Annotated in this window: 3 protein-coding genes; all 3 read right to left on the bottom strand. The window is 57.1% G+C overall.

Annotated elements, in window-relative coordinates; all coding sequences use genetic code 11:
- Positions 1-25: 25 nt before the first annotated feature.
- Positions 26-4,726: a tandem-95 repeat protein gene (locus tag SH139x_RS07170; RefSeq protein ID WP_488354590.1), complete on the bottom strand. Its 4,701-nt coding sequence runs from the start codon at positions 4,724-4,726 to the stop codon at positions 26-28.
- Between the two features lie 317 nt (positions 4,727-5,043).
- Positions 5,044-7,614: a dockerin type I domain-containing protein gene (locus SH139x_RS07165; protein WP_488354589.1), complete on the bottom strand. Its 2,571-nt coding sequence runs from the start codon at positions 7,612-7,614 to the stop codon at positions 5,044-5,046.
- Between the two features lie 228 nt (positions 7,615-7,842).
- Positions 7,843-23,559, bottom strand: a complete 15,717-nt coding sequence (locus SH139x_RS07160; protein ID WP_488354588.1) for a dockerin type I domain-containing protein — start codon at positions 23,557-23,559, stop codon at positions 7,843-7,845.
- Positions 23,560-23,827: the final 268 nt, after the last annotated feature.

Below are 23,827 nucleotides of genomic sequence, written 5' to 3'. Positions count from 1 at the left end.
TCGACCCCGAGGAGCCAACGGTGATTTAGATCACGCTGGAGTCTTGGCTCATCATAATATCGACGGCACGTTGATAGTGCATCAGCCCGAATTCGTCGGGATCAATCGCCCCATCGGGCCGCAAGTTGAAACTCTCCAGTGAGCCAAAGATCTGCACAACGTATCCATTCTCACCATCGTTGATAATCACGCGGCGAGCACTTGGAATCACTCCCGTCAGCACAGTGCCGTCGTTCATGACAACGGTCAGAGATGCCACGCTGCCCGATTCATCAAGGTTGATTTCACCGAAACGAGTATCTTCGAATCCGTCGCTGGAGTAGAACCATTGGCCACGCCCCTGGGCATCAAGCACAGCCCGCGCTCCGAGCACACCGTTATTGCTGTCTTCAGCAATGTCTGGCCGATCACGGAAGTAGGTGGAGACAAACAGATCGAGGGCGTTAGCGGCCCGGCCGGAGAAGCCCAGCACGGTAAAGTTGTAATCACGTGAGGTGAATCCACCCGGTTCGGCAATATCGATCGTAAACTGGTTTTCCAGTGAGTCGGCATCACCCAAGTTACCAGCGAAATCGCGACCGTCATGCACCATCAAAGGCATGTCGAAAATCAGCCTAAACTGACCCGGCGGCACATTCGTGAATTCATATTTACCCTCACGATCGGTGATCAGGGTATGGTTAATAGATTGCCCGGTAACGTTTTCATCAGCGCCACTGACCAACCGCACCTGGACCATTTCCAAGCCAGGCTCATGCGGACTTTGGATGCCGTCACGAACCGGATTTTGAGCACTCTCGACGAGGTCAAAGAAGACCGAACCACTGATCGTCGTCGGCTCGAACTCGCGAACGTCGATCGTGATCAAACTAGTCGTGGTTAGGGTCCCGTCGCTGACCGTTATTTCAAACTGATCCTCTCCCTCGTAACCTTGCTGAGGTACGTAGGTTACTTCACCATTCGACGCGTTGAAGGACACGCTGCCGATCGTGCTAGCTGCCGAGCGAGCGTTGACCAGTGACAAGGTTTGCCCAGGCTGACCGGTTTCCCCCGGTCCCACGTTGGAGTTCGCTAACAACTGCTCCGCTGTGAAGGTCGCCGTGCTTTGGCTAAACGCCAACACACCTGGGTCGTCGATTTCGGGCGGGTCATTGACGTTCTCGACCTCGATCGTAACCGTTCCAGTCGTCTCCGCTCCGGCGCTGTCACGCACCGTCACGGTAAAGGAGTCGGTGCCGAAGAAATCTTGACGGCTGGTGTAGGTGACTTGACCGGCAGCATTAACACTGACCGTGCCACCAAGTTCGGTCTCGCCATTGCCAACACCAACAATCCGCAGCGTTTGACTCGACTCATCCGTTGCCGTCGCAGGACCTGGCAGACTGTCACCCAAAATGTCGTCAGACGCAAAAACGGTGGCGACATCTTCTAAAGCCGTGATTGGCACCAGATCGAGCACGGGAGCGTCATTTACGGGCGTTACCGTCACGGTCAAAGTCCCGGTCGTGGTGCCCCCGGCGCCATCAGAAATGGTGTAGGTGAAAGAGTCCTGAGCGGCAATGTTCGAGTTGTAATCGGCAGCCGGTTGATAAACCAACGTGCCGTTTACTAACGATACGACTCCACCGCGAGCAGAAGTCTCCGCCACCGCTGAAATCGACAGCACATCGTCCTCGTTGTCAGCCCCAGTGGAATCGTTGGCCAACAATGCGGCGGCACTGATCTCCAGCGCCGTATCTTCCATCGTGGATCGTGGGTCATCGGCAACGAACTCTGGAGGATCATTGACCGGGTCGACCGTGATCGTCACCGTACCGGTGGCCGCAGCGATCTGATCAGCGTCTACGATCTCGGGGTTGCTGGTATCGCTAATACGATAGGTGAAGACAGCATCACCGAAGAAGTCATCATCGGGGGTGAACATGACATCGTTGCCGTCGACCACCAAATTGAATCCGTTGGGCTCGAAGGTGACATCGGTCAGCACCACCTCAAAGCCATCGTTGGGCAAGTCGTTCTCGAGGATATCAATCGGAGTCGAGCCACTATCTTCGGCCACGTTGAAGCGATCGGTGCGAGCCCGCGGCCTAATGACCGGGACCACATCGACCGTCACGGTCGCTGGCTCGGAGACCAAGTCGCCGTCGGTAACCGTGTATGTAAAAGTGTCTTCGCCAACAAAATCACTGTTGGGCGTGTAAAGCACCGAAGTCCCATCCGAACTGACCGTGGCCACCCCGTTGGACGCTTGGGTGATGATCTGAGCGACGCGAGCCGTTTGCGTTTGATCTTCAAGCGGACCGGCCGAATCATTGTCGAGCACCAGCAGCACGTTATCGGAAGTCAGTTCGTCAACCGACAACGAATCGGGCCGGGCTAACGGCTGATCGTTGACCGCAGCCAAATTAATCGTAATCGTGCCAGTGTCGGTAAACTCGCCGTCGGTGATTACGTAAGTGAACGTCTCAGCGGCCGCGCCAAACACGTTCTGCGGTGGCGTGTATGTGTAAGTGCCGTTACTGTTTTCAACCCAAGTTCCACCGGCGGAACCGGTCGCGTCAATTGACTGCAGGGTAACGACCTGCCCCGCTTCGATTTCGTTTAAAGGACCCGGGGTGTCATTGGCCAACACGGCGTCCACAAACTCTTGCTCGCTGAAAGTCAAGGCAACGTCTTCCGTAGCCTCAATCGTGTCATCGTTGGCCTCGGGAGGATCGTTGACATCCAACACCGAAACAGTGACCGTCGCCGTCACATCGTCGATGCCGTCCGAGATCACGTAAGTGAACGTATCGGTCCCCAAAAAGCCGACAGCTGGTGTGTAGGTCACCGAGCCATCGCCGTTGAGCACAGCGGTGCCGGTCGATTGGGCGTCGGAGACACTATCGAGGACGGGTACCTGGTTCTCATTCGCTGGACCCGCGCTGGCTCGACTGATGAATGCGTTGTTGCTGAGCGTGCGCGTGTTACCCTCGGATACCGAGGTGGAGAAATCGTCGGCAGTGGGAGGGTCGTTCACCGAATCAACTGTCACGGTAACGGTGCCGGTGGCCGTGTCTCCATCACCATTGCGAACGACATAGGTAAATTGATCACCACCAAAATAGTCGTCATTCGGCGTGTAAGAAACAACCCCGCCGGTGAAGCTGGTTGTTCCGTTGGCCCCATCCGTTGTCGACACAATGGTCAGTGGCGCGGTGCCCACGTTTGAGTCGTTCGCCAACACGTTCATCGAACCGACTTCATCTTCGTCAGTGACGATTTGATCCGCCCGCGCGGTGATCGCAGCCGAGACGTTAATGGTCAACGTCGAATCGGCGTCGAGCACATACTCCGAGGGACTCAAACCTCGCTCGTCTCCCGAAGTGCCGTCTTGGCGGTTACCATAAATCACCAACACCGACTCGTCGTCATTGGGATTCTCTGGATCGTTCTCGTCTTCGATGGGAATCTGGAGAGAAAGGTTGAGATTCTCGACAGCCTGCGTAACGCGTGCCCGAATGCTGAAAGCTTCGAAAGGTGTGCTCGGCGAATACGAACCGACAATCGAGGGCAAGCCATTACCGTCTAACTGACCTGTCGCTCCGATGTTAGCAAAGCCGTTGAGGATCTCATCGTTGGGGTCATCGTTAAAACTGCCCGAGCGAACATTGGTGTAAACGTTTTGACCACCCGCGGTGCGACTGCGGGTGTCGAGGCTGAAGCCTACGGCGACAGGATTAACGCTGCCGTCGGGTAGCTCGGGTTTAATCTCACGAAAGTCGGTGGTCACGGGTTGATTGTTGTTGGTCACTAACCCCGAAGCGTCCAACGAGAAATTGGCAACATCGACGTCGACAAATTCATCACCCAAAAATCGAACCGTAATGTCAAACGGGTCACCCACCGGATTCGTCTCCGCATCACGCGGCTCGCGAGTTTCCAGCGATGTGAAAATCTGCTCGGGGGCAAAACCGAAATCGGCAATCAAAGAATTACGAATTGCTGCCGCCGGATCCTCGGCTAACGCATCAAGACTAATTATCCCCGTCACATCCGAATTGGCCTGTGACATGATCACATTGCCATCGATCGAATCGATCAAGTTTTCGGACAGCGTGAGGACCTGAGTCTCGGTAACCAGCGGCTCGAGAATCCCCGTTTGGCTGGCCAAGATATCTGTGTAAACAGTGAACAAGCCCAAACCGGCGCCGAACCGCCGCGCGTCGGTAAAGAGGATCTCGATATTGACAATTTCATCAACGCTGAGGTTCGCCGTTCGCGTCCCCGGCTCAATCAAACTGTTGCCTTCGTCGTCGGTGAGGCCAATCATCACCTCGACGACCGGAACATCTTCCCCCGATCCACGATTCAACGAATTGATGACCTGCAGAGCGTCGAGCGGGCTGATCCGATTATCGCCGTTGACATCGATAAAGCGAGAGGGCTCGACCGGCTCTCCTGACAAATCACGCGCACCGCTGCGATTGAGTTCATTGAGTACCACCAGGGCATCAATGGGCGTGATTCGCAAGTCATTATTAACGTCCTTCGCCGCCCAGGAATTCTGGTGAGGTGACAAATCGACGTCGCCAGCCAGCAATTGCCGGGGCTCCAATGCTTCAGCCCGCAGACTACGGCTTAGAATTCTCCGGCTCTCAGCGTCTCGCCGAGCTACACGAGCTGGTGAGTTCTGAGAATTCCGGTTCGAGTCCGCGCGGCCGATGCGACGACGGAGTTTTTTCATCGCCAATGCTCAACAATCGTGTGAGAAGGTGGTCGAAAAGCTACACATATCCAATCTCTACGCAGCTCGTTCGGTGATCGTGCTGATGTCTCGCTTCCATTCGCCTAGCCCGTTTAGTCAGCCTCTGCACGGTTGCACTGGACGCGACCAGCAAATGCGCAAACACTCGACTAGAGCCGCCCATCTTACCTAGGCAGCTCAGACTATCAAGTTTCCCAAGTCGATCGAAAATAAAAGTTTGGAATTTCCTACCGTTAGAAGCGTCAACGGCCGAAAGGTTCCAGCAAAAAAAACGAAAGTATCGATTACCAACGTAACTATCCGTTCAGTGGAGGACCATTTAGGACCACTTCGTCGAGCACCAAACTAAACTCCACCGATTGGGCCAACAGACTGTCAACCGCTTCCGCGCGGGCCCGCTCCGTCGACTCAGCCAGCGGTCCAAATTGCGGACCACCCCCGGGGGTCGGGTGCTGGACTTGGATAGCGTTCTGCGGCCGGCCCTGCGTGTTCTGCCAATCGTCCAGCGCCTCACCCTCACCAGCTAGGCCGTCGCCGGCGGCAAACCCGCCATCGCCAGGTTGCAAGCCAAAACCGGCTGGCCCAAAACCGGCTGGCCCAGGGTCATGCGGGCCGCCGAACTCGCCTTCGCCACCCACGGCGCCACCACCCCCAACTGTCCCTCCGCCGCCACCGGGGGCGGGCGTGCGGTTGAGAAAGTTGATCACTCGCAAGGCATCAAGCGGGGTTACGCGACGATCGCCGGTCACGTCCAAATAGGGTGGTGGGGAGACAGAATCATCGAGCTCACGAGCACCGCCACGATTCAATTCGTTGATAATGATGAGCGCGTCGATCGGCTGGACCACACCATTGTCGTTGACGTCGAACGGATCGTCGGGGTTGGTCCAAGGACTGGTCAACCGTCTGGTGGCAACAACCAGCGGCGTGGTCGCGGCGGCGGAGACTTCGATCGTGCGAGTTGGTTCGATGACTTCGTACTGCGATGAGTTTGTATCGAGCTGGAGTTGGTAGGTGCCGGCGGGCAATCCGGTAAACTCGAAGGTACCGAACGTGGCGGAGGTGGCCGTGATCGGGGGACCGAAACGAAGGTCATCGAGAGCGACCGACGAACCGTTGGTGCCGTAGGCCAGGATCGACGCAATTTGCCCGGCAGGGTCGTGCACGCTAAGTTGCTCAACTTGGCCTTCGCTAATCGGCCCCGAAGTATAGCGAGCGATCAGGTTCCCCTGTTGGTCAAAGGCTTCCAGCCGACCGTAGCTTTGTTCATCGAGACCAATTGCTTGCAAGGACACGTCGGTCGTCGGCTGATCAAAAGTGATTTTCAGTTGTTGCTTGATGGCGGTCCAGTCTTGCCCGAAAGAACTGAACAAGGTGTTGAACTGGAAGTTATTGGTACCGGTCGCGGCATCGCCGGCAAAAGAAGCCACTTGCCCGTTGACTTGGTTACCAACCGCTTCGATGCGAAGACCGCTCTGCGCGGGGTCGTAGATTGTGCCGGGGGTGTCATCGGGTTCTAAGCGGCCGAAAAAGATCCCCGCGGGATTGGAGATCGTGGCCACTAAACCGGGCAGCAAAAATTCGTTTTGATCCCACTCCCCATTTTCGTTATCATCGACAAAAGCGAAGGCATCGACGCTGCCTCCACCACCGGCCGTTGGCCGCTGTCGATCAACCATCACCGAATTGCTAACGATGCCGGTAGCCGCATCCACGGCGCGCAGCTCCAAACTGCCGAAGAAAGCGGGCACTTGAGCGGTGACATCAAGATTCACCGTTTGCGCATCGGGGCTGGCAATCGTCATCCAGGGACCGTCGTCAGCGCGATATTCCAAGCGGCTGACACGATTGAGCGTGATGTCGTTTTGCAACCCCGACGAGTTTGCGTTCAGCATCGGCACTGCCGTGGCGGTACCGAAGACGCGCAACGTTTGGGTGTCCTCCAAGTAGAGTGCCGCCACATCGAGATCGAGTGGCACATCGAGGACATCAAAGACCCCATCGCCGTCCGTGTCTTGCCAACCGACTTGCGCCAACGAGGAAGCCGCGCTTACGTTGTTCGCGTAAGCTTGCTGCAACAAAGTTCCCGAGGCCATGATGCTCGGCTGCTGGACAAAACCAGGTGGCGAATCATCGATGGCATTGGTGTTTTGCGTGTTGTAGTAGCCCCGCTGATCGTTGTAGCTGCCACTGCCTGGATACTCGTCACGCGCCCAGAACATATGCCCCGTTTCATGCGCGTAGGTCGAAGCGGGACGACCTGAGGGAACCACCATGAAGAGCCCTCCGGCAAATGCGAAAGCTTGTCGGAAGGTGCCCGCCGAGTCGAACATGCCATCTTGGTCTGCGGACGAATCAACGACAAAAATGGTGAATGACCAGTTGGTATCCAATTTCTCCCGCTGGGAATGATTGAATGACCGCATCGCCTCTTCCAGCGTGACGCTATCACCATCATAACCTTGATCGGTCAAAAACCGACCCACATACTGGACATACGAATCGCTGCGCCGCGATATCGGCTCGAACGGCGTCTCCACCGGGGTCGTCGCGAAGCTGTCATCAATGATGAACTCCAACGCGTGGTTGGTATCGAACGTTGCCAACGTGTCGACCCACCACTGCATGCCCTCGGCCACGTTGGCCAAGACTTGATCAATCTCCTCGGCAGTCCAGTTTTCCGTGTTGCTATCCACCAGTCCGTTGCTTTCCAACAGCACCGGGGTGACCGCAACGGTTCCCAACATGAACTCGGCCGTATCCATCGGCATCGCCCCCAGCGGGATGGCCGAAAGCAGCTGGCGTCCCTCCAGCATCTCCATTCGCAACCGTCGCCGACGGCTTGATTGAGATGAGTCGTTTCGCATGAAATTGTCCGGGGACTAAGAAAAGAAGCGAGTCACCTCTTTAGATTGTCGCACGCCGAGAAGATTCCACCGCATGGAAAAAAATAACAAAAACGACCGCTCGCCCCCACTAATGAGGCGGCGGTCGTTTCAGTCGTTACCATCGCTACAGCTTTACCGATTGCGCGAACGCGTCAGCTCGTCTGCACTTTACCTAACCCCCAAATCCACCTAGTTCCCCAGCGTTACCTAGTTCCCCAGTTGGCCGAAGAAGCTATCGAGTGGTCCGAAGGGATTAGCCTCCATCTCGGCATCATCCTGCTCTCCCGCGTCGTCGCGATTGGCGACGGCCAAGGTGTCAAGGATTTCATCGAGCGCCACGGTGGCGGGCAAATCAAACACGCTGTTGCTGTTAGTCGAGCGTTGGCCTTGTGGGCCGATCGTCGAAATTGGCTGCTCGGCGGCCACCTGTTTACCAACCCCTTCGCCTTCGGCAACCAGTCCAACGCTGGACCAGTCAACGCTGCTGAAGGTTGTTCCCAGCGACGCTAAGACTCCGTTTGCCGCTGGCAAATACGTGCTGCCTTCACCCTCGCCACCTTGCCCGCCAGGCAACACATTTCGCTCGATGTAGTTGAGCAATTGCAGGGCGTCCATCGGGTTCACTCGACCATCGCCATTGACATCCAAGTAGGGAGGCTGGGTCGTCGGATTGGCCGGATCGAGTTGGATCACATTTCCTGGCACGCGGTTCAAGGCGTTGATGACTTGCAGCACGTCAATTGGCGATACTTCACCATCGCCGCTGACGTCGAAGCGGCCAGCCGGATTTTGGAAGGGGTTCATGCTGACGATCAAGCGGAAATCTTCCACTTCACCATCTTCCGCATCCCCGTATGGCGAATCGACGCCTTGGCTGGAGAGACGGAAGCGAGCGAACGTCTCACCGGTCACCGCGTAACTTGCTGGCCCCGACTCGGCCGAGCCGAAGACCGGCGCGTCGATGCGAACTTGGTTCTTGCCAACACTCAGCCCGTTGCCGAGCACTAAGCGGCCACCCCGTTCATCAGCGGTACCGAACAGCCCGTCGCCATTCCAGTCGACCCAGTAATCGAGCACGGCATTGCCACCATCGGCCCGCACATCGATTTCGAAGAGAGCTTCGAAGCCGGTGAAGACTTGATTGAGCAACACCACGCCATCATCTTGATCACTATCATCGGGAGCCGCATCGGCGTCAGGTGTAACGGTCGCTCCAAGGCTGAGCCCTTCAACGATCGAGTGGCGGGGGCCACCGGAAGCCAGCAACGACTGGTATTTAGGCTCGGGGGCATCGCCGTAATCAAAGCCAGCACCGAGGAAGATGGTAAACTGAGTCGTCCCATCGACGCGATTACTTTGAAGCAAGTTACCAACTCGGTCACGGATCGTGGCCAGCGAGAGTGAACCGCTGCCGGCAACACCGACGACACCGTTGAGGATCACCCGCGGGCCGACCAAAGAGGTCGTTACGGGACCGGGAACGTTGGCTTGCACGGCGGCGGCCAAGGTGGCCGCGACGTCGATCGCCGAGTTACCCGGAGCAATCGAAATCGGTACAGCGACGGAAGCTTGTTGACCGGGAACGCCCAACGTCTCCAGCACGGTGTCAGTTAACTCGATGGAGTAACTGGCATTGCTGTTGAGCGCGACCCGTCCAAAGCCTTCGTTGGTCGGAACCAAGCCTAAGCCAGCCCCACCGATCGCTCGCACCAACGCGTCGGCGATGCTATCCAACGTGGCGTTAGCACCAATGTCGACTGCGATGTGCCCTGGATTGATCAAGGCTCCGGCAGTGTTGATCTCGAAGCGTTCAATTTGGAAAGCTCCGCGGCGGATGGCAAAGGTCTGTCCATCGACCACCCCGTTGGGCTGACCATTCAGGCTGGGTACTTGTAATCCATAACCAGTGGCCACGCCAATCGCTCCGCGAACAACCAACTGGGAAGCTCGTGGGTCGACGAAACTGAGCACGTTCGTACCGGTCAGCTGGATGCGATCTCCATCGCTGGCCGTGGCCATCAGCCCCAACTGGGATCCATTGATAGCTGCCACGTAAGCCGCCGTTACCTCTTGCAATTGCATGTTGCTTCGCAAGCGGATTGGGGTCCGACCGGCTGCAAATAATTGGTTGGAATCGACCTCGAAAGTAACCTCACGCACGCCGTCGAAGATTGAGAATGTCTCACCTTCATTGATGGCGGGCGAACCGTCGAGCAACAGCGGGACAAACAGGCTGATGCCCGTCTCCACTTCCAGCGTGGTCAACCCACCGAGCACGTCGACGATGTTGATCGCATCGCCATCGCTATACAGATTCCCCGCCGAAGCGATCAACAGACTGTCGTCGGCATCGAGCAAACGGATCGTGTAAACAGCGTCATCTTGCCAGACGCCCGCCAGCGGAGTTAGGCGAATGGTGTTGGTGCTAGGCTGATAACCAAAGCGATAATCAACACCCTCAACCAACGGCACGTTATCTCGCAACACGAGCACCGATTCGCCCGTCACCGAACCATCGGCAACGCCCGTTCCGGGAGCCGGATCGTTGGGAGCGACCCCGTCGATGATCTGAATCTCGAAGAAGTTCGCCGCTCCACCAACAAACGAGACTTCATGCTGAGCCGGATTGACATCCAGGCCTGCCGCGTCATTGTCTGCGGGTGTAACCAGTCGAGCCACCGGCCCAGCCTGATCGGCGCGGTCAGCCGAACCACGGTCCTTAAAGACGTTGTCACCCAAACCGCCGGGAGCATCGACTCCGGGATCATCAACTCTTAGTTGACCATTGACATCCAAACGAGGAGCCAAGATCGGCGACTGTTCAAGCCCGACTGCACCTCGCACGGTCGCCAAGCCAGGGCGATCGGGCAGTGAGTCGAGCGAGCTGTCCACCAGCGGCGAACCGGCGGCTGGGTCGAACACCAATTCGCTCGGTGAAACAAAGAGGTTCACAGCGTCGGGCAATTGCACGCTGTACAATCCGAGCGGTAACGGCCCGGTGGTGTTTTGGCTGTTGCGATAGAAGGCATTGGCCGAACTGACAGCCAACGAGCTGTTTCCATCCACCTCGATTCCCACGTCGGTGTTGGCGATCACGTTGTTGAGGATCGTCGGCCCGGCCGCGGCAATCGTGATCCCCGTGCCACCTGACACGAACACGTCGGCCGGTACGGTCGACAATGCTCCCACCGCGTCAATGTCGGCACCCGTGGTCAACGACGTGGCACTTCCTTGCCGCACATCGGTCAATCGCACGAAGGAGAGCCGGTCTTGGGGCGTGAAGCCAAAGGCATCAATATCGATGCGGTTGGAGAGTCCACCGACCGTGCCAACCGACGTGTAGTTGACTCCGTCACGGCTGACTTCCACACGTACCGATTCAATCTCGCCAACTTCGAAAATCACCAAGTCGGGAGCTTGCGTGCCATCACCGGTCAACAAATTGTTGGTGAACTGGACAGTCAAACTACCACCGTAACCGAGCGACACCGTGGACAAGCCATCGAGCGGTTCCGGACCGGCACTGAGCGAATCAGGTGCCCCGAGTGCAGTCAACGCATCCTGGAACTGAGCATCAGGAGCGGGACCGCCGCCTGCCAAGGGATTGTAAGCAACCACCTCATCAGCGAAGGAAATCGCTCCCGCCGGGAAGAACAATCCTTGGAATGATTCCGCCGGAGTCGTGTCTCCCTCGGAGATCGAACCTCCCACAATCGTGTTGTTGATAATTCGATCGAAGGGCACCGAATCATTCGCCGAGCCTGAATCTCCCAAACCGGTAATCCGAATGCCACCTTGACCACTGAAAGCAATCGTGTTGCTCTGAATGACCACACCGGGCAACAAGCCTTCGGAATTGAGTTCGACCAAGTTACGTGGATAGCTAACCAGATTATCAAAGACTTCCCCACCGAAGGTCGTCGTTGCGCCGTGGTTGATATCAATGCCATACTCGGACGCGAAGGAGAAGCGACTGCTCTCGACCAAGATCACTCCCTGGTCATCTCGCTCGCGGTTCGCATCGCCTCGACCAGCCGTAGTGACGACTTGCAACAAGCCGGCGGCGTTGTCGATGACGGCGGTGCCAAACAGGTTGATGGTGCCGGAGACGGCGCCTCCGTCGTTACCACTGCTCAACAAAGCGGAGACTTCGAGCAATCGTTGCACGGCGGGTGAATTAATTGCATCCACGATTGCCGCCGCGACAACTCGCTCGGAGTTAGCCACACTCAACTCAGCGTCGTACTGAATTTGCACGTGCCCAGGAGTCACGCCGTTCGCGAAATTGATGTCATCGAACTCGAAAGTCAATTCACGAATACCATCATTGATGCTGAACGTATCGCCGTCGACGATCTCAGCAATCGTGGGAGCCGTAATTTGCGTCGCTCCCTCAATCAAACGAATGTTGGTATCAAACTCGCGGAAGGCGGCTCCAGTTTGCGTATTGATGTACTCGCTGCCGTCACGAATTTCCAACTGGTAGCTTCCCGTTACCAAACCGGCGGCTGGAATCGGCGGATCGCTAATGTTGTTGGCCAAAGTATCCGTGAAGGTGTCATTCACCGAAGCGCCAAAGACCACCTCTCCACGTTCGGCAAAGCCAATGACAAAGTCATCGAGATAAACACCCTCGTTGGCATTCCCACGAGCACGTGCTGGTCCCGAGCTGCCAAATTGCTCGCCGGTGAGTTGTCCCATGCGGGAGAAGGGCCCCTCATCGGCAACGTTCAAATCACCGAGTTTGATCAAGTCGCCCTGCACGGGGAACAAGTTCGCATTGCCGTTACCCAGCGTGTTTGTCATCACACGCCCCAAGCTGGCTGCCACTTCGGCTGCCGTCATGTCGATGCGGACTGGCACACGAGCATTGTTACCGCTGACACCGAGTTCTCCTGCGGTTGGCAAGACAACCGAGTCGTTGGAGGCCATCTGTGCGGCACCCACCACTTGCAATCGCCGCCCCCGCTGGACGACGTCAAATTCGGCCAACGTGGAAACAGTCATATCGTAAGTGGCACCAAAGCCGAGCCCGGCACTACCGCTGATCATCGGATCGTAGGTAGCCCCGCTGTTGACGCCGATGTAGACCGACTGGTCCTCCGTTGCCAGATACGTCACGCTGGCGACATCCGCGTCGGAATCAACATCCAACTCGCGGCCGTCGCTATCGAACAACCGAAGTCGCAAATTGAAGCCCACGTTCGGACTGGTGCGGGTCACATCGACCGACAGTGTTTCGCCTGCCCGCAGGTCGATCCGCGACATATCGACGTCGTTCAGATCGGCCCCGGCAGCGGTCCCCAAGCGGCCATTCCCAGTCAATACTGTATCACCCGCCGCACGCGGCAGTACCCGTGCCGTGGCAATCGCTTCGTTAGGCTCCACCGAGAAATTAAAGTTGTTGGCAACCGTCGTCGGAGCAGGGCGGTTCGCCAAAATCGCGGCTGAGATCAGATCGGCAATCTCCAGCGAACTGAGGTTGCTGACATCGGCGAGCAAAATCTCGACTTCACCGGCCGCCACATTCCGCAGACCGTCGTTAAGGATGAACCTCGTGCCATCAATCACCAGCTCGAGCCGAGTATCGGGGGCGCTACCGGCGACGCCACCGTCGGCAGCAGCATAGAACTCTGCCACTCGCAAACCAGTCGGTGCGATCAGCGATGGGGACATATCCAGTTCAAAGTCGCGACCACCGAGGCTCACGATTTGAGCATCCTGCAGTTGCTCACCGCTAACCGTTCGCAATCGCAAGCCGCCGTTGGACATTTGACCGCCGGTGGCAAATTCGATCCGCAATCGCAAGTCGCTCATCCCGGCGAAAGCCGCCAAGGGAACGCGAGCCTGACGCCAGTCGACATTGTCGAACAACGGCATCACAGTCGCTCCGTCAACCGGATCAAGCGCATCGTCGGCGGCACCAATATCGGTGGCCAAGTTGTTCGTGGAGACCAACACGGCCTGCCCATCGGGCTGCACCACGTAGATGCTCAACGCATCACGATCACCGCCGGCAAAATCGACACCATCAGTGTCCAACAAGTAATTGAAGTACAAATAGGGTTGGTCTTCAGCCGCATAACCATTCAGCGAGAATGTGCCACTCTCGATCGCGCCAACCGCACCGCCGGGGAAATTATAGGTGCCGTCGACCGGTTGTCCGTCGACGCGAGCCACACCGTTGGGACGATTGGCAAGGTTGTAACTGTTACCTGTGGCCGAGTTGGGTACATAGTTGAACTCAGGACCCTGGTCACGTTCGTCCAATTGGTTGTAACCAAAGTACAACGCGCTTCCGCCACCATGCCCTTGGCCGCCAGAGGTTCCGGGTTCTCGCAACGGCCCCTGGCCGTCGATATCCTTCGCGAGGTTGGCAATATTCCAAAGATTGTAGTCGAGCGTCGACATTTCCAACCCGCGGGAACCAAACGCCCCGTGTTGGACGCTAGTCGCGCCGCCAGCAAAGACCGGTTGCAGCACGCCAGCCTGATTGAAGGCATGCACGCGACCCGTGATATCGATGCCGAACAACAGTTGGTCCATCGAACGGACCACAGCAGCACCTGGCTGGCTCCAGGAATCGACGTAGTCCAAACTTGGACCGCGACTGAGCCCGGTAAAGTTAATACCCACCAGATCGGTCGCCGTGCTGACGTAGGTACCGATGCGGCCGCGGACTGAGGTGTTGGCCAAGTTATCAACCGTGTACAACCCGCCCTGGTTGGAGACAGCGTACATTCTGCCGTTGAAGAAGACATTGCCGGTGACCAACCCGCCGGGCGCTACGCCCTGCAAGCGAATTGGACTGTCCGCAGTTTCTTGAACACCAGCGGCGGTCAACGTCACGTTCGAAATCGTGATCGAGCGACCATTGGCAGTGGCTGTCACGCCACTGATCCCCGCCGCGTTAATCGCGGCCACGGTGCGGCGGACAATCGTGTTCGCCGAATCCGAAGCCAAGAAACCGATGCCGGTCGAACCAGCCGTAACGGTCGCGTTCCCATAGCTGCCATTGGGACTTCCCACGTTGGGGATGACCACACCGCGTGCAATCAATTCCGAAACTTCCGTGGTCCCCAAGGCACCCAAGAAGTTCACTCGATCACCCGCCACGCCAATGCTGACTGGCGATTCCACCGAGGCTCGCAAGCCATCGACGAAGAGTTGGAAATTGACCCCCTCTTCCAGCGCGATTTCCACCGCGGTCGCATTATTCAAATTGGCATCGCCCAACAGCGTAATGCCCGTGCCGGTGACTTGCGGTGGTGTGACGGTCGATTCGCCGACCAATCCCAACTCGCCCGTGTCACCCAAGGCATCTGCCGTAACACCCAGGCCCGAGGCGTTGATCGCCGCGGTCATCGCCTCAGCGATTTCACCAGCCGTCATCGTGTCGTTGAACAAGACAGGAATGTTAGCCCCGGCGGCTGTCCCCGTGGTGGTCAATTCGAAAGTTAGCGTTTCGCCACTGGTCGCTGAGGTCAAAGCCAGTGTCGGGTTGCCCACGATCGTGTCGCCAGCGGCCAGCACGACCGACCCGCCGGTGTTGAATTCGTAGGTCACCGAATTGAGCGTAAATTGATCCCCATCGCGGACAAAAATGCCCGCCGCTGGATCATAACGCATTTGGAAATCGGGTCCGCTGTTGTACTCAAAGCGGTAGGCCGTATTGGTGGCATCGCGGAACGTGAATCCCATCCCATCGGCCAACAGACGCGTTCCCGTACCGTCCAGTTCCACTCGCGTGGCGGCACTCAAATTGATCGGATTCGTTCCACCGGTGGATCGCGTGGTGTCAATCCAACCGCGTTCGCGGATATTTGTTGCCGCTCCGTCAAACTGTTCATCCGCGCCACGATCGCCACCCAAACCACTGATCAATTGACCGGTCTGCGCGTCGAACTGATAGACCAGGTTTTGCGTGTATTCAGGACCGTTTCCAGGAGCCGGGTCTGGATGGAGACGATTGGCAATCAAGTACCCAATTTCGTTATTCACAAAGGTGAGCGCCTCGACCTCCAGTCCCACGTCACTGATCGGACCGCCAGTCCCTTCGTGCGATGTCACCACATTAGTTGGGCCGATTTCAATTAGCGATCCATCCTCGGAGCTGATCTGATAATACAACCAGGTATCATCCGTGGTGCCAATACTGTAACCAAACAGCTCGCCCGTCGGCATGACGGCAAAGTCACGCAACTCTGGCGTGATGACGCCGATTTCGCCGTAGCTCTGGCCGCTAAAGGGATTGCTAATGCGCAATGACGATGCCTCGGGAGAATCCACCGGCCCCGCCTGACTCATCGTGTAGACGACCAAATCATCGAGGGTCAGTGGGATGATCGATTCACGCGAGAAGATCAACGGACCATCCCCATCGTCAATCCCGCTGGCATTAATGCGATCCTCAACAACTCGGCGAACCGAAGTAATTGGCTCCAATCGCAAAAACGGATCATCAACGACACCGCCGCTGCCGGGCGTCGCATATAATTGATTCAAGACCGAAGGCACTTGGGTGTGGTTGGTGACCGCCACGAAGTAAGTCCCCTCGGGCAACTCCACCATCCCGATGTAGGGATCGCTGGTCCCGGCCGACCCTTGGGAAAGCTGATCCTCATCCGCCCCTTGACCGGCTCGCGGTTGATCTTCGGCGACGTTGCTGTCGAGCCCGCTGAGCACCAACCGGCCATCAATGTCAAACACATACAGCGACATGTCCGCACGGGCGAATCCATCCGCGTAATCGAGATCGAATACGGTCGACAGGAAGCGCTGTGCGTCGTCGCTGGCCAAGCCTGTGTAATCGATGCTGAACTGGTACCAGTCGACGTCAGTCGCGCTATCAATGGCACCGCCAGCGGTCAGGCTCAAACGATCGCTTTCCAAAATATTGGCGGCCGATGATGTGGCGCCCAATGCAAACGGGGTAATCGGTTGCGCATCCGCCCGCAGATCATTCGGTCCAGCTGTCTCTTGGGCTTCACCAAGCAACGGCGAGCGGGAGGGCTGGCCGATGATTTCCAAGTTGGTCTGCGCGTAACGAACGTCGCTGAAGCGAACCTGGGTGCCAGGAAATTCATCCGCCTCACGCAGACGAACTTGCAAACGATAACCGCCCTTGCTTTTGCCTTCCATAACTTTGTCAACATCCGCACCCACTGGCGTGATGTCGCCGTTCACATCATTCGCACTGCGAACCCGGACATGGTAGAGATTGCGCGTGCCATTCTCACCAGGCAAAACCATTCGCATGCCAGCGTCGCGAGGATTGCTGCTGTACAGATCCTGGGCGGCCGTGAGCGTGTTCGCTGGCAGTGGCGTGCCATTCATTGGCTTGACCGCTTCGGGGTCAATGTTGTCCGCTGAAAATAGCAACGTCGGATCGAGCGCCTCGGCAGCCGAATTATCCGAAGAGGCCAACACGTTGCCGTTGACATCGATCAGTTCCACCACCGAGTCAAACGACATCTCGGTGCGATCGATATCAAACCAAACCTGCGAGCCGGCTCGACCTACAAAACTGTAAACATCTAGGTCATCGCGAGTGGCGATTTCTCCGTCAATGACAAAGCCCAACCGCTGATTCTCATCACCACCCCGCGAGGCGGCCGCCAATTCACCTAAGAATTGAGCCGTCCCGGGAACACCATTGGCCCCCGGAGCAATGCGAGTGGTGGTTTCGTTCTCCGGTGTGCTGACCACATTGCGATCACTGGCCGCTTCGCGAACTGTCACCCCTTTCCACAATCCCGACTGTACGTTGGCTTGCGGAGCCGAAGGGTCGCGCGGAACCAGTTCCAGGAAGGACGTAATCGTTGCCGAGAAGGCGTCAGGATTCACGTCCCACGCAAAGGCCGTGGTCACGTCACCAGGGCCAAAGACTTGCCCCAATTGCGAGTCATTTCCGGCTGGCAAATTGGCCAAGTTAATGTTACCGGGAATCGTATACTGAACACCGCCCGTTTCGATATCGCCCAGCAGATCACGATAGAGATCGGCCGCCCAGCCAATGTACTGAGCATTTTGCAGATTCTGGCCATCCTCCGTATAAAAACCACCCTGCGAGAAACCAATCCGGCTGGGGCCGTCAATCGTAAAGGCGCGGAAATCGGCTTCGCCCGGTGTACCAGTCGTGTAGAGAATATCATCCGAGACAGCCTGAACATCTTCGTCCAAGTAATTGACCACCCGCAGGGTGCCCAAGTTGGAGCTACTTTGCAGCGTCAAGGAATTGAACAGCACCGGCACACCATCTTCGAAATAGGTGTCTACCGTCCAATTGATAAGACCATTCTGACCGGTGAACGTACCCCCGCTGCGAACTCGGTCATCTGAGACCAAAGTTGGCGGTTGCGTGATAGTAGTAGTCGCCAAATCAATTCCATCACCATCGGCACCAACGTCGATCATGTTCAAGAATTCAAAAATGTAATCTTGATCAATCTGCAATCCGTTGAGACCGTCGGTGGTCACACCACTGCCGGCACCCAAAATACCGATCGAACCACCTTCATCCGGAGTCGCTTGGAAAAATCCCGGCACGTTGATGCTGACGTCGTTGTCAATTCGCAACCCATTGTTGACTTCAGGTCCGAATGGTAGTTGCGTGAACCCGTTGACCGTGCCTTGACTGGCTCCAAACAACCCATCGTTGTTGGTGTCAATCTGCGGCAAACCTTCAGGCGTGAATCCGGCACCCACCGAATCATCGGCCAAGGTGGTCAAGATCACGGGGAAGTCGGGAAAGCCGACGAGTTGCAGCGAACCACCAATGCGATCGTCAATGTCGGCTAGTTGATCCGCCGAGCTGACGAACGAACCACCAACCGCAATACCCGCTGCAGCATCGCCGGTGGTCTCAAATTTAACGACCAAACTGGCTTCGGGATTGCTGACCAACCGCATGCCACCAAAGACGTGCTGGTTAGGAATCGAGATCGTGTCGTTGACAATGTGCACGACGTCGTAGTCGTCGAAGACAACTTCGGTCGTAATTTCGCCGCCGCGTACTTGCATCCCGTTCAAACCGTTGTCGGCCATCCGGTTGCCGCGAACCAAGGGGCCGGCGTTGCCGCGAATGTCGAACACATCGATTTGCCCCGTGCTTCGCCCGGCATCGCTGACGCGGGAAAAATTCATCGAATTGACATCGACGGTGATCGCTGGCCCGTCACCATCGACCAACACGTTGTTGACAATCGTGGGGGTAGCGCCGCGAACAAACACGGTACCCGCGCTATTGCTGCCCAAGCCGACGCGTTCGCCACCCGGAGTGCCCCGACCATCCGCGTTTGCTTCGAACAAACTGTTGGTCACTCGCAAATCACCTTGGTGCACTTCCAAAGCGTTGAAGCTGGCGAAACCACCAGCAATTCGGCTAACTCCACCAGCACCCGACACGCGAACGTGATCCAGGCTCCCGCTGGTCGCATAGCCAATATAGATGCCGGCCCAATCGCCGGGCGTGAAATCATCGACCAAAGAGCTGCTATCCGTGTCAAAAGTCCCCGCAGCCCCATAACGCTGGTCGTTGAGACTGGTCATCACGATCGGCAACCCCTCTCGCCCCTCAGCTCGCAAATCACCGCCGAAGCTGGTCTCCAAGCGGGCCCCGTCGAGCTTGATGGTGACCCCGGGATCAATCGTCAAACTGGCATCTATACGCGAACGCAACTGGATCGGACGATCAACCAATGCGGGACCGGTCAGGCTGCCGTTGTCGACGAACGTGGTGGCGTTGCCGTTCAAGACACCAGCCAAACGGAACTCGCTAATGTTACCCGCGGCATCGACCGTCGCTCGATATAGTTGTCGCGAGACGAAGGGTGAATTCTGCGGAACTGCGGGCAGTTGGCTAAGTCGCAGCGCACCGGTCGCCGTCAACTGCAGTTCGCGTGTCGGCTCGCTGGCCGGTGTACGATTACCAGCCGCATCGACGTAGGCTAAACGATACACATAAGTACCTGCCGCCAGCGTGCCGGTGGCCACTTCATCGCCACGAATCAGCACCGCTGGAGGCACCGTGCTTTCCACAATCGGACCACCGGGCGTGCCGGCGATGACCAAGTTCTCAGTCAGGATGTGGACGATATCGGTGTCGTCAAAACGAGCTTGCGTGGTCAGCTCGCTGAGCCCCTCGCCAGTCAACGTCTGCACGCGAATCGCTAACCCGTTGAGCGAGTTGTTGATCAACGTGTTGTTGTGAATATCGGGACCAATCCGCTGATAATCGGAGACCGTACCGATTGCTCCGGGAGCGACATACTCCATGAAACTTGTTTCGCGGAACGAATCGGGCGTGCCTCGCATGGCGGCCGAGGAACTATCGATAATTCGCGAATAGGCGACTGTCGGACGAGTCAAATCAAAGTCGATCGGCGAGACCACTCGCGAGCTGCCTCCAACCGACACTTGACCACCGCCGTACCGCAACTCGGCTCCGTAAATTTGGTTCAAGAAATAACCGTCGGCTTCCAGATTCCGACGCGATTCGTCGGACGCATCCGCGACACCGAGGAAATCGATTCCACCCCAATCACCCGAACGGACCGTGAGGTTCGTCGGTGAGTTGCCGGCACCCACGCTGGCATCGTTGTACGAAGTGAAGAAGACGTTGCCAGGAATCGGTTCGCCCCGCTCGTTGATTGCCAACTGACCGTTGGATTCCACGATCACCGGCGTGCCCAACACCTGCAACGAAGCGCCGCTGCGGTTGACCGTCGGCGAATCACTACCCACGGCCAAACGCGCGTTGCGGAATTTGATCACCGCTCCCGCATCAACCACCAGGGAAACACCTTCGGGAACCTCCAGTCGCGCACCATCTGCCAGCGTGCGACCGAGCGAATCGACACCGATTTGATAGGAGAGATTATCTGCGGCCGTGCTGATGCGACCATCGGCACCACCGTTGGCAACCACTCGCACAACGTCGCCTGGCAAAGCCATCGCCAAGGCTTGATCGATCTCGCGGAAAGGAGCGGAGAGCGAACCATTGCCGTTCGGATTGGCAGCCGCTTTGTCAACGAAAATAGTGGCCGAAGTGATCGCCCCACCAGGTGTCGCCTGCTCCAGATTACGCAGCCCCGGGTTGAGTGGCTCAGCTGGATTGTACCAGAAATTAAACACGCCTCCGGGACGCCCATCGCCGTCACCATCGAGCGCGACCGCTTGGGGCGACGAATCGACCAAGCCTTGCGGCATCGAAGGACGAACCGTCAAACGCAACTGGTAGTCACCTTCGCTGGTGCCACCGAAACCAGTGCCCGGCAATTCCGGATCGTAGGAAGTATTTCCACTGGCGCTAACACCCAGTGCATACGTACCGACTCCCAACTCCAAATCGATCAAGGAATCGTTGCTGGAGTAATCGTCGTTTTGGGCAATCTCGACCCACGCTCCATCGATCTCTTGATACAGCCGCAATGCCGTGTCCAACAAACTGACATTGTCAGCTCGCTCGGCAAACGTCTCCGCGGTTACCCGGCCGGGCGCGTCGAGCTCAAACTGATACATGTCGATATCAGCGCTCTCGGGGCGATACAGATATTGACCATGCAGAATATCGACCACGCTGGGATAGGTTCGCTCGGTATCGCTGCCCGGGTTCAACACAAAAGTTGTGCTTTGCGAAACCGGTTGCGGCAGATCATCGGCAAACCCAAAACCGATCAATTGGCCGACCAACAGCATCGCGCCGCGGGAGAACTGATCACCGAACGCATCGTCATCCGACTCATCAAAATCTTGGAAATCCAAAACGCCCAAGTCGGGGAACAAATCGGCGTCCGCACCATCGCCGCGAATCGCGACGACCAGACCGCCTTGCTCGCTGACGACCGGACCATTGATGTTGCCTTCGGCGCTAAACAAATCGCCGACAACAATCGACGTGCCCAGACTCTCACTCTCAACGAATTGGATCCCCAAGTATTCGCTGAACAACGACATCACTTCGCGAACGCGCTCTTTTTGCTGCTCGGTGATCACGTTGAAATAAGTGCGATCCTGACCAGTTACCGCGTCAGGGCCAAGGTAACTCGAAGCAAAGTTGTAGTACAACTGGGATATACCCAAGTCGCTATCCGCATCCCCCATTAAGTCGCCGTCGCGATCCAAGCGGAAATAATCCAAGGGGACGGGACCGAGCAATCGCGAGGGATCGTCCGGCCGCAACTCACGCCGCCCAGGTGAATCTTGACCACCAGGCAAACGGAAGGGAAACAGATCGGCGTTGGTAATCGAGGCGTCGATGATCAGCGACGAGGAATCGGTCTGCACCGAACCAAGTTCGCCAGTCAAATCAAATGCCGCAGCGAAGTTATCACCCGCTTCGGGAACGTTGAGAACCCGCGTGGCCACCGCGGACAGACCCGCCGTGGTGCCAATCCGCATCCGAAACGGTCCCGACAGGAAGGCGCCGGTGGGCGATGTGTGATCGACAAACCGTGCCAGCGATGAATTAAATTGCACCTCGGCAATGTTGGTGATCGCGCTGTAGCGAACACTCTGCGGCTTAACAACCACATCCGTGCCGTTGCTAGCGGTGAAAATCAACTGATAGAAATCGCGATTCTCGGCGGCCGTGACCAACAGATCGTCGTCGTTGAAGTGAACTTCAATCAAACCGGTCGCCGGTGACAACTGCCCCGTGGCACTCCGCCGTAACGGCTCCGGAACCACGGCCACAATCTGCGGCCCCAGGTTCAAATCAAACTCGATCGCCAAGTCTTCGCCACCATTGAAGGCCTCGCCATCAACATTCAGCAAAGCTTGCGGACCGCTGCCCAGAATATCGATCCGATAAGTATCGTCCGGCAAGTTCTCGTTAAACCTAAAGACGATTTCACGATTCGAGTCGCCTAAGCCGATGTAGCCCGGCGTCAGCACCTCATCTCCCGCACCCGCCAAAACCAACGGGGGAAGGTTCGACGGCACGCCCCTCAAAACAGTGCTGCCCGAGCCAATCTCGATGACACCAGTGACCAGAGCGGATGACTCGGGGTTCGTGTTGATCGCCGTCAGCAACTGATCGACAGTCGATTCAAAGCCGGCCGTGGAATTGATCTGCACGCCGATCGTTTGCCCCTGAACCGTCACCACCGGACTCGCTGGTCCACCAAAGTCTCGCGGCGTGACAGCGATGGTGACTCCCCGCCCCTCAGGCCCGGGAGTGTCAGCAATAAACCGCACGAAGGTGCCGCTGTTAATGCCGAAATCCGTGATCGCCTGCGCCGAATTCGCGCCCTGCAACGTCAACGTGCGATTCCCACCAGTCAAACCAATGGGAGTTAAACTCGGTCCACTCACCAACACGGCGCGGAGTCGTGCATTGGCTTCGCTGTTGCCGCTCAAGGCAATTAATAAATCTTGCACCCTGGTCGGCCGCGCGGGGTTGCTGTTCAAGTCAAATTGCACCACCCCATCGACGACGCTGACGATCGGCAAATTCGTGCCGGCACGGTTTGAGCTGGTGAAACGAACCAGCTGGCCGTTCCCCGCCGCACCCGATGTCCGTGAACTGAATTCAACAATCGCCGACCCGCCGGTGCCAAAATCAGTCGTCGCTCGCGCCGCCTCAAAGACGCCGTCCGCACCCGCTCGCGTGATGCGAATCCCGCCCAGTGTCGAACTGTCGATCTCCGCACTGTCATCAAAGCGAAAGACAAACTCCCGCGGCGCAGTCGTTAACGTGGCGCCCTCAATGACGGGCACCACCGATGTCGCCACATCGCTGGCCTCCAATTGCCGGACATCAAATAACAAATTGCCTTCGTTCGGCTGAATCCCGGTCAACATCGGACCGGTCGTCAATAACTGACGTTGCTCGAGCGATTCAAGTAACACGCGACGAACCGTCTCCCGCTTGCGTTGTTGCAATCGGTGACGTGAGCGTGAGGACGAGGGCTTGGAATTCATACGTCGTGAACCCGTATTACGGATGGTCATCAACCAGCCTCTTCTTATGCCAATACTGGCGGACGTTGCAGGGTTTCAAAAATGACTAAGCGACCGACACTGATTCCGCTTGACCACCCAGAAGAGGTTGGAAAACACCTTCATGATAGGCAATATGGAAAAGACAGCGAGGATAGGAAATCTATTCGGGGCTTGGGGTGGATTGTAATTCAGACCCAAGTTAGTTCAACGAAAATCAGTCTCTCGCCAGGACTTAGGGAGGCGGTTG

It is taken from the genome of Kothea flammea (assembly GCF_052161645.1).
GTDB lineage: Bacteria > Planctomycetota > Planctomycetia > Pirellulales > Pirellulaceae > Laterigemmans.
Note: the sequence above shows the minus strand (reverse complement) of the source record. Positions and strands in the feature narration are given on the sequence as shown.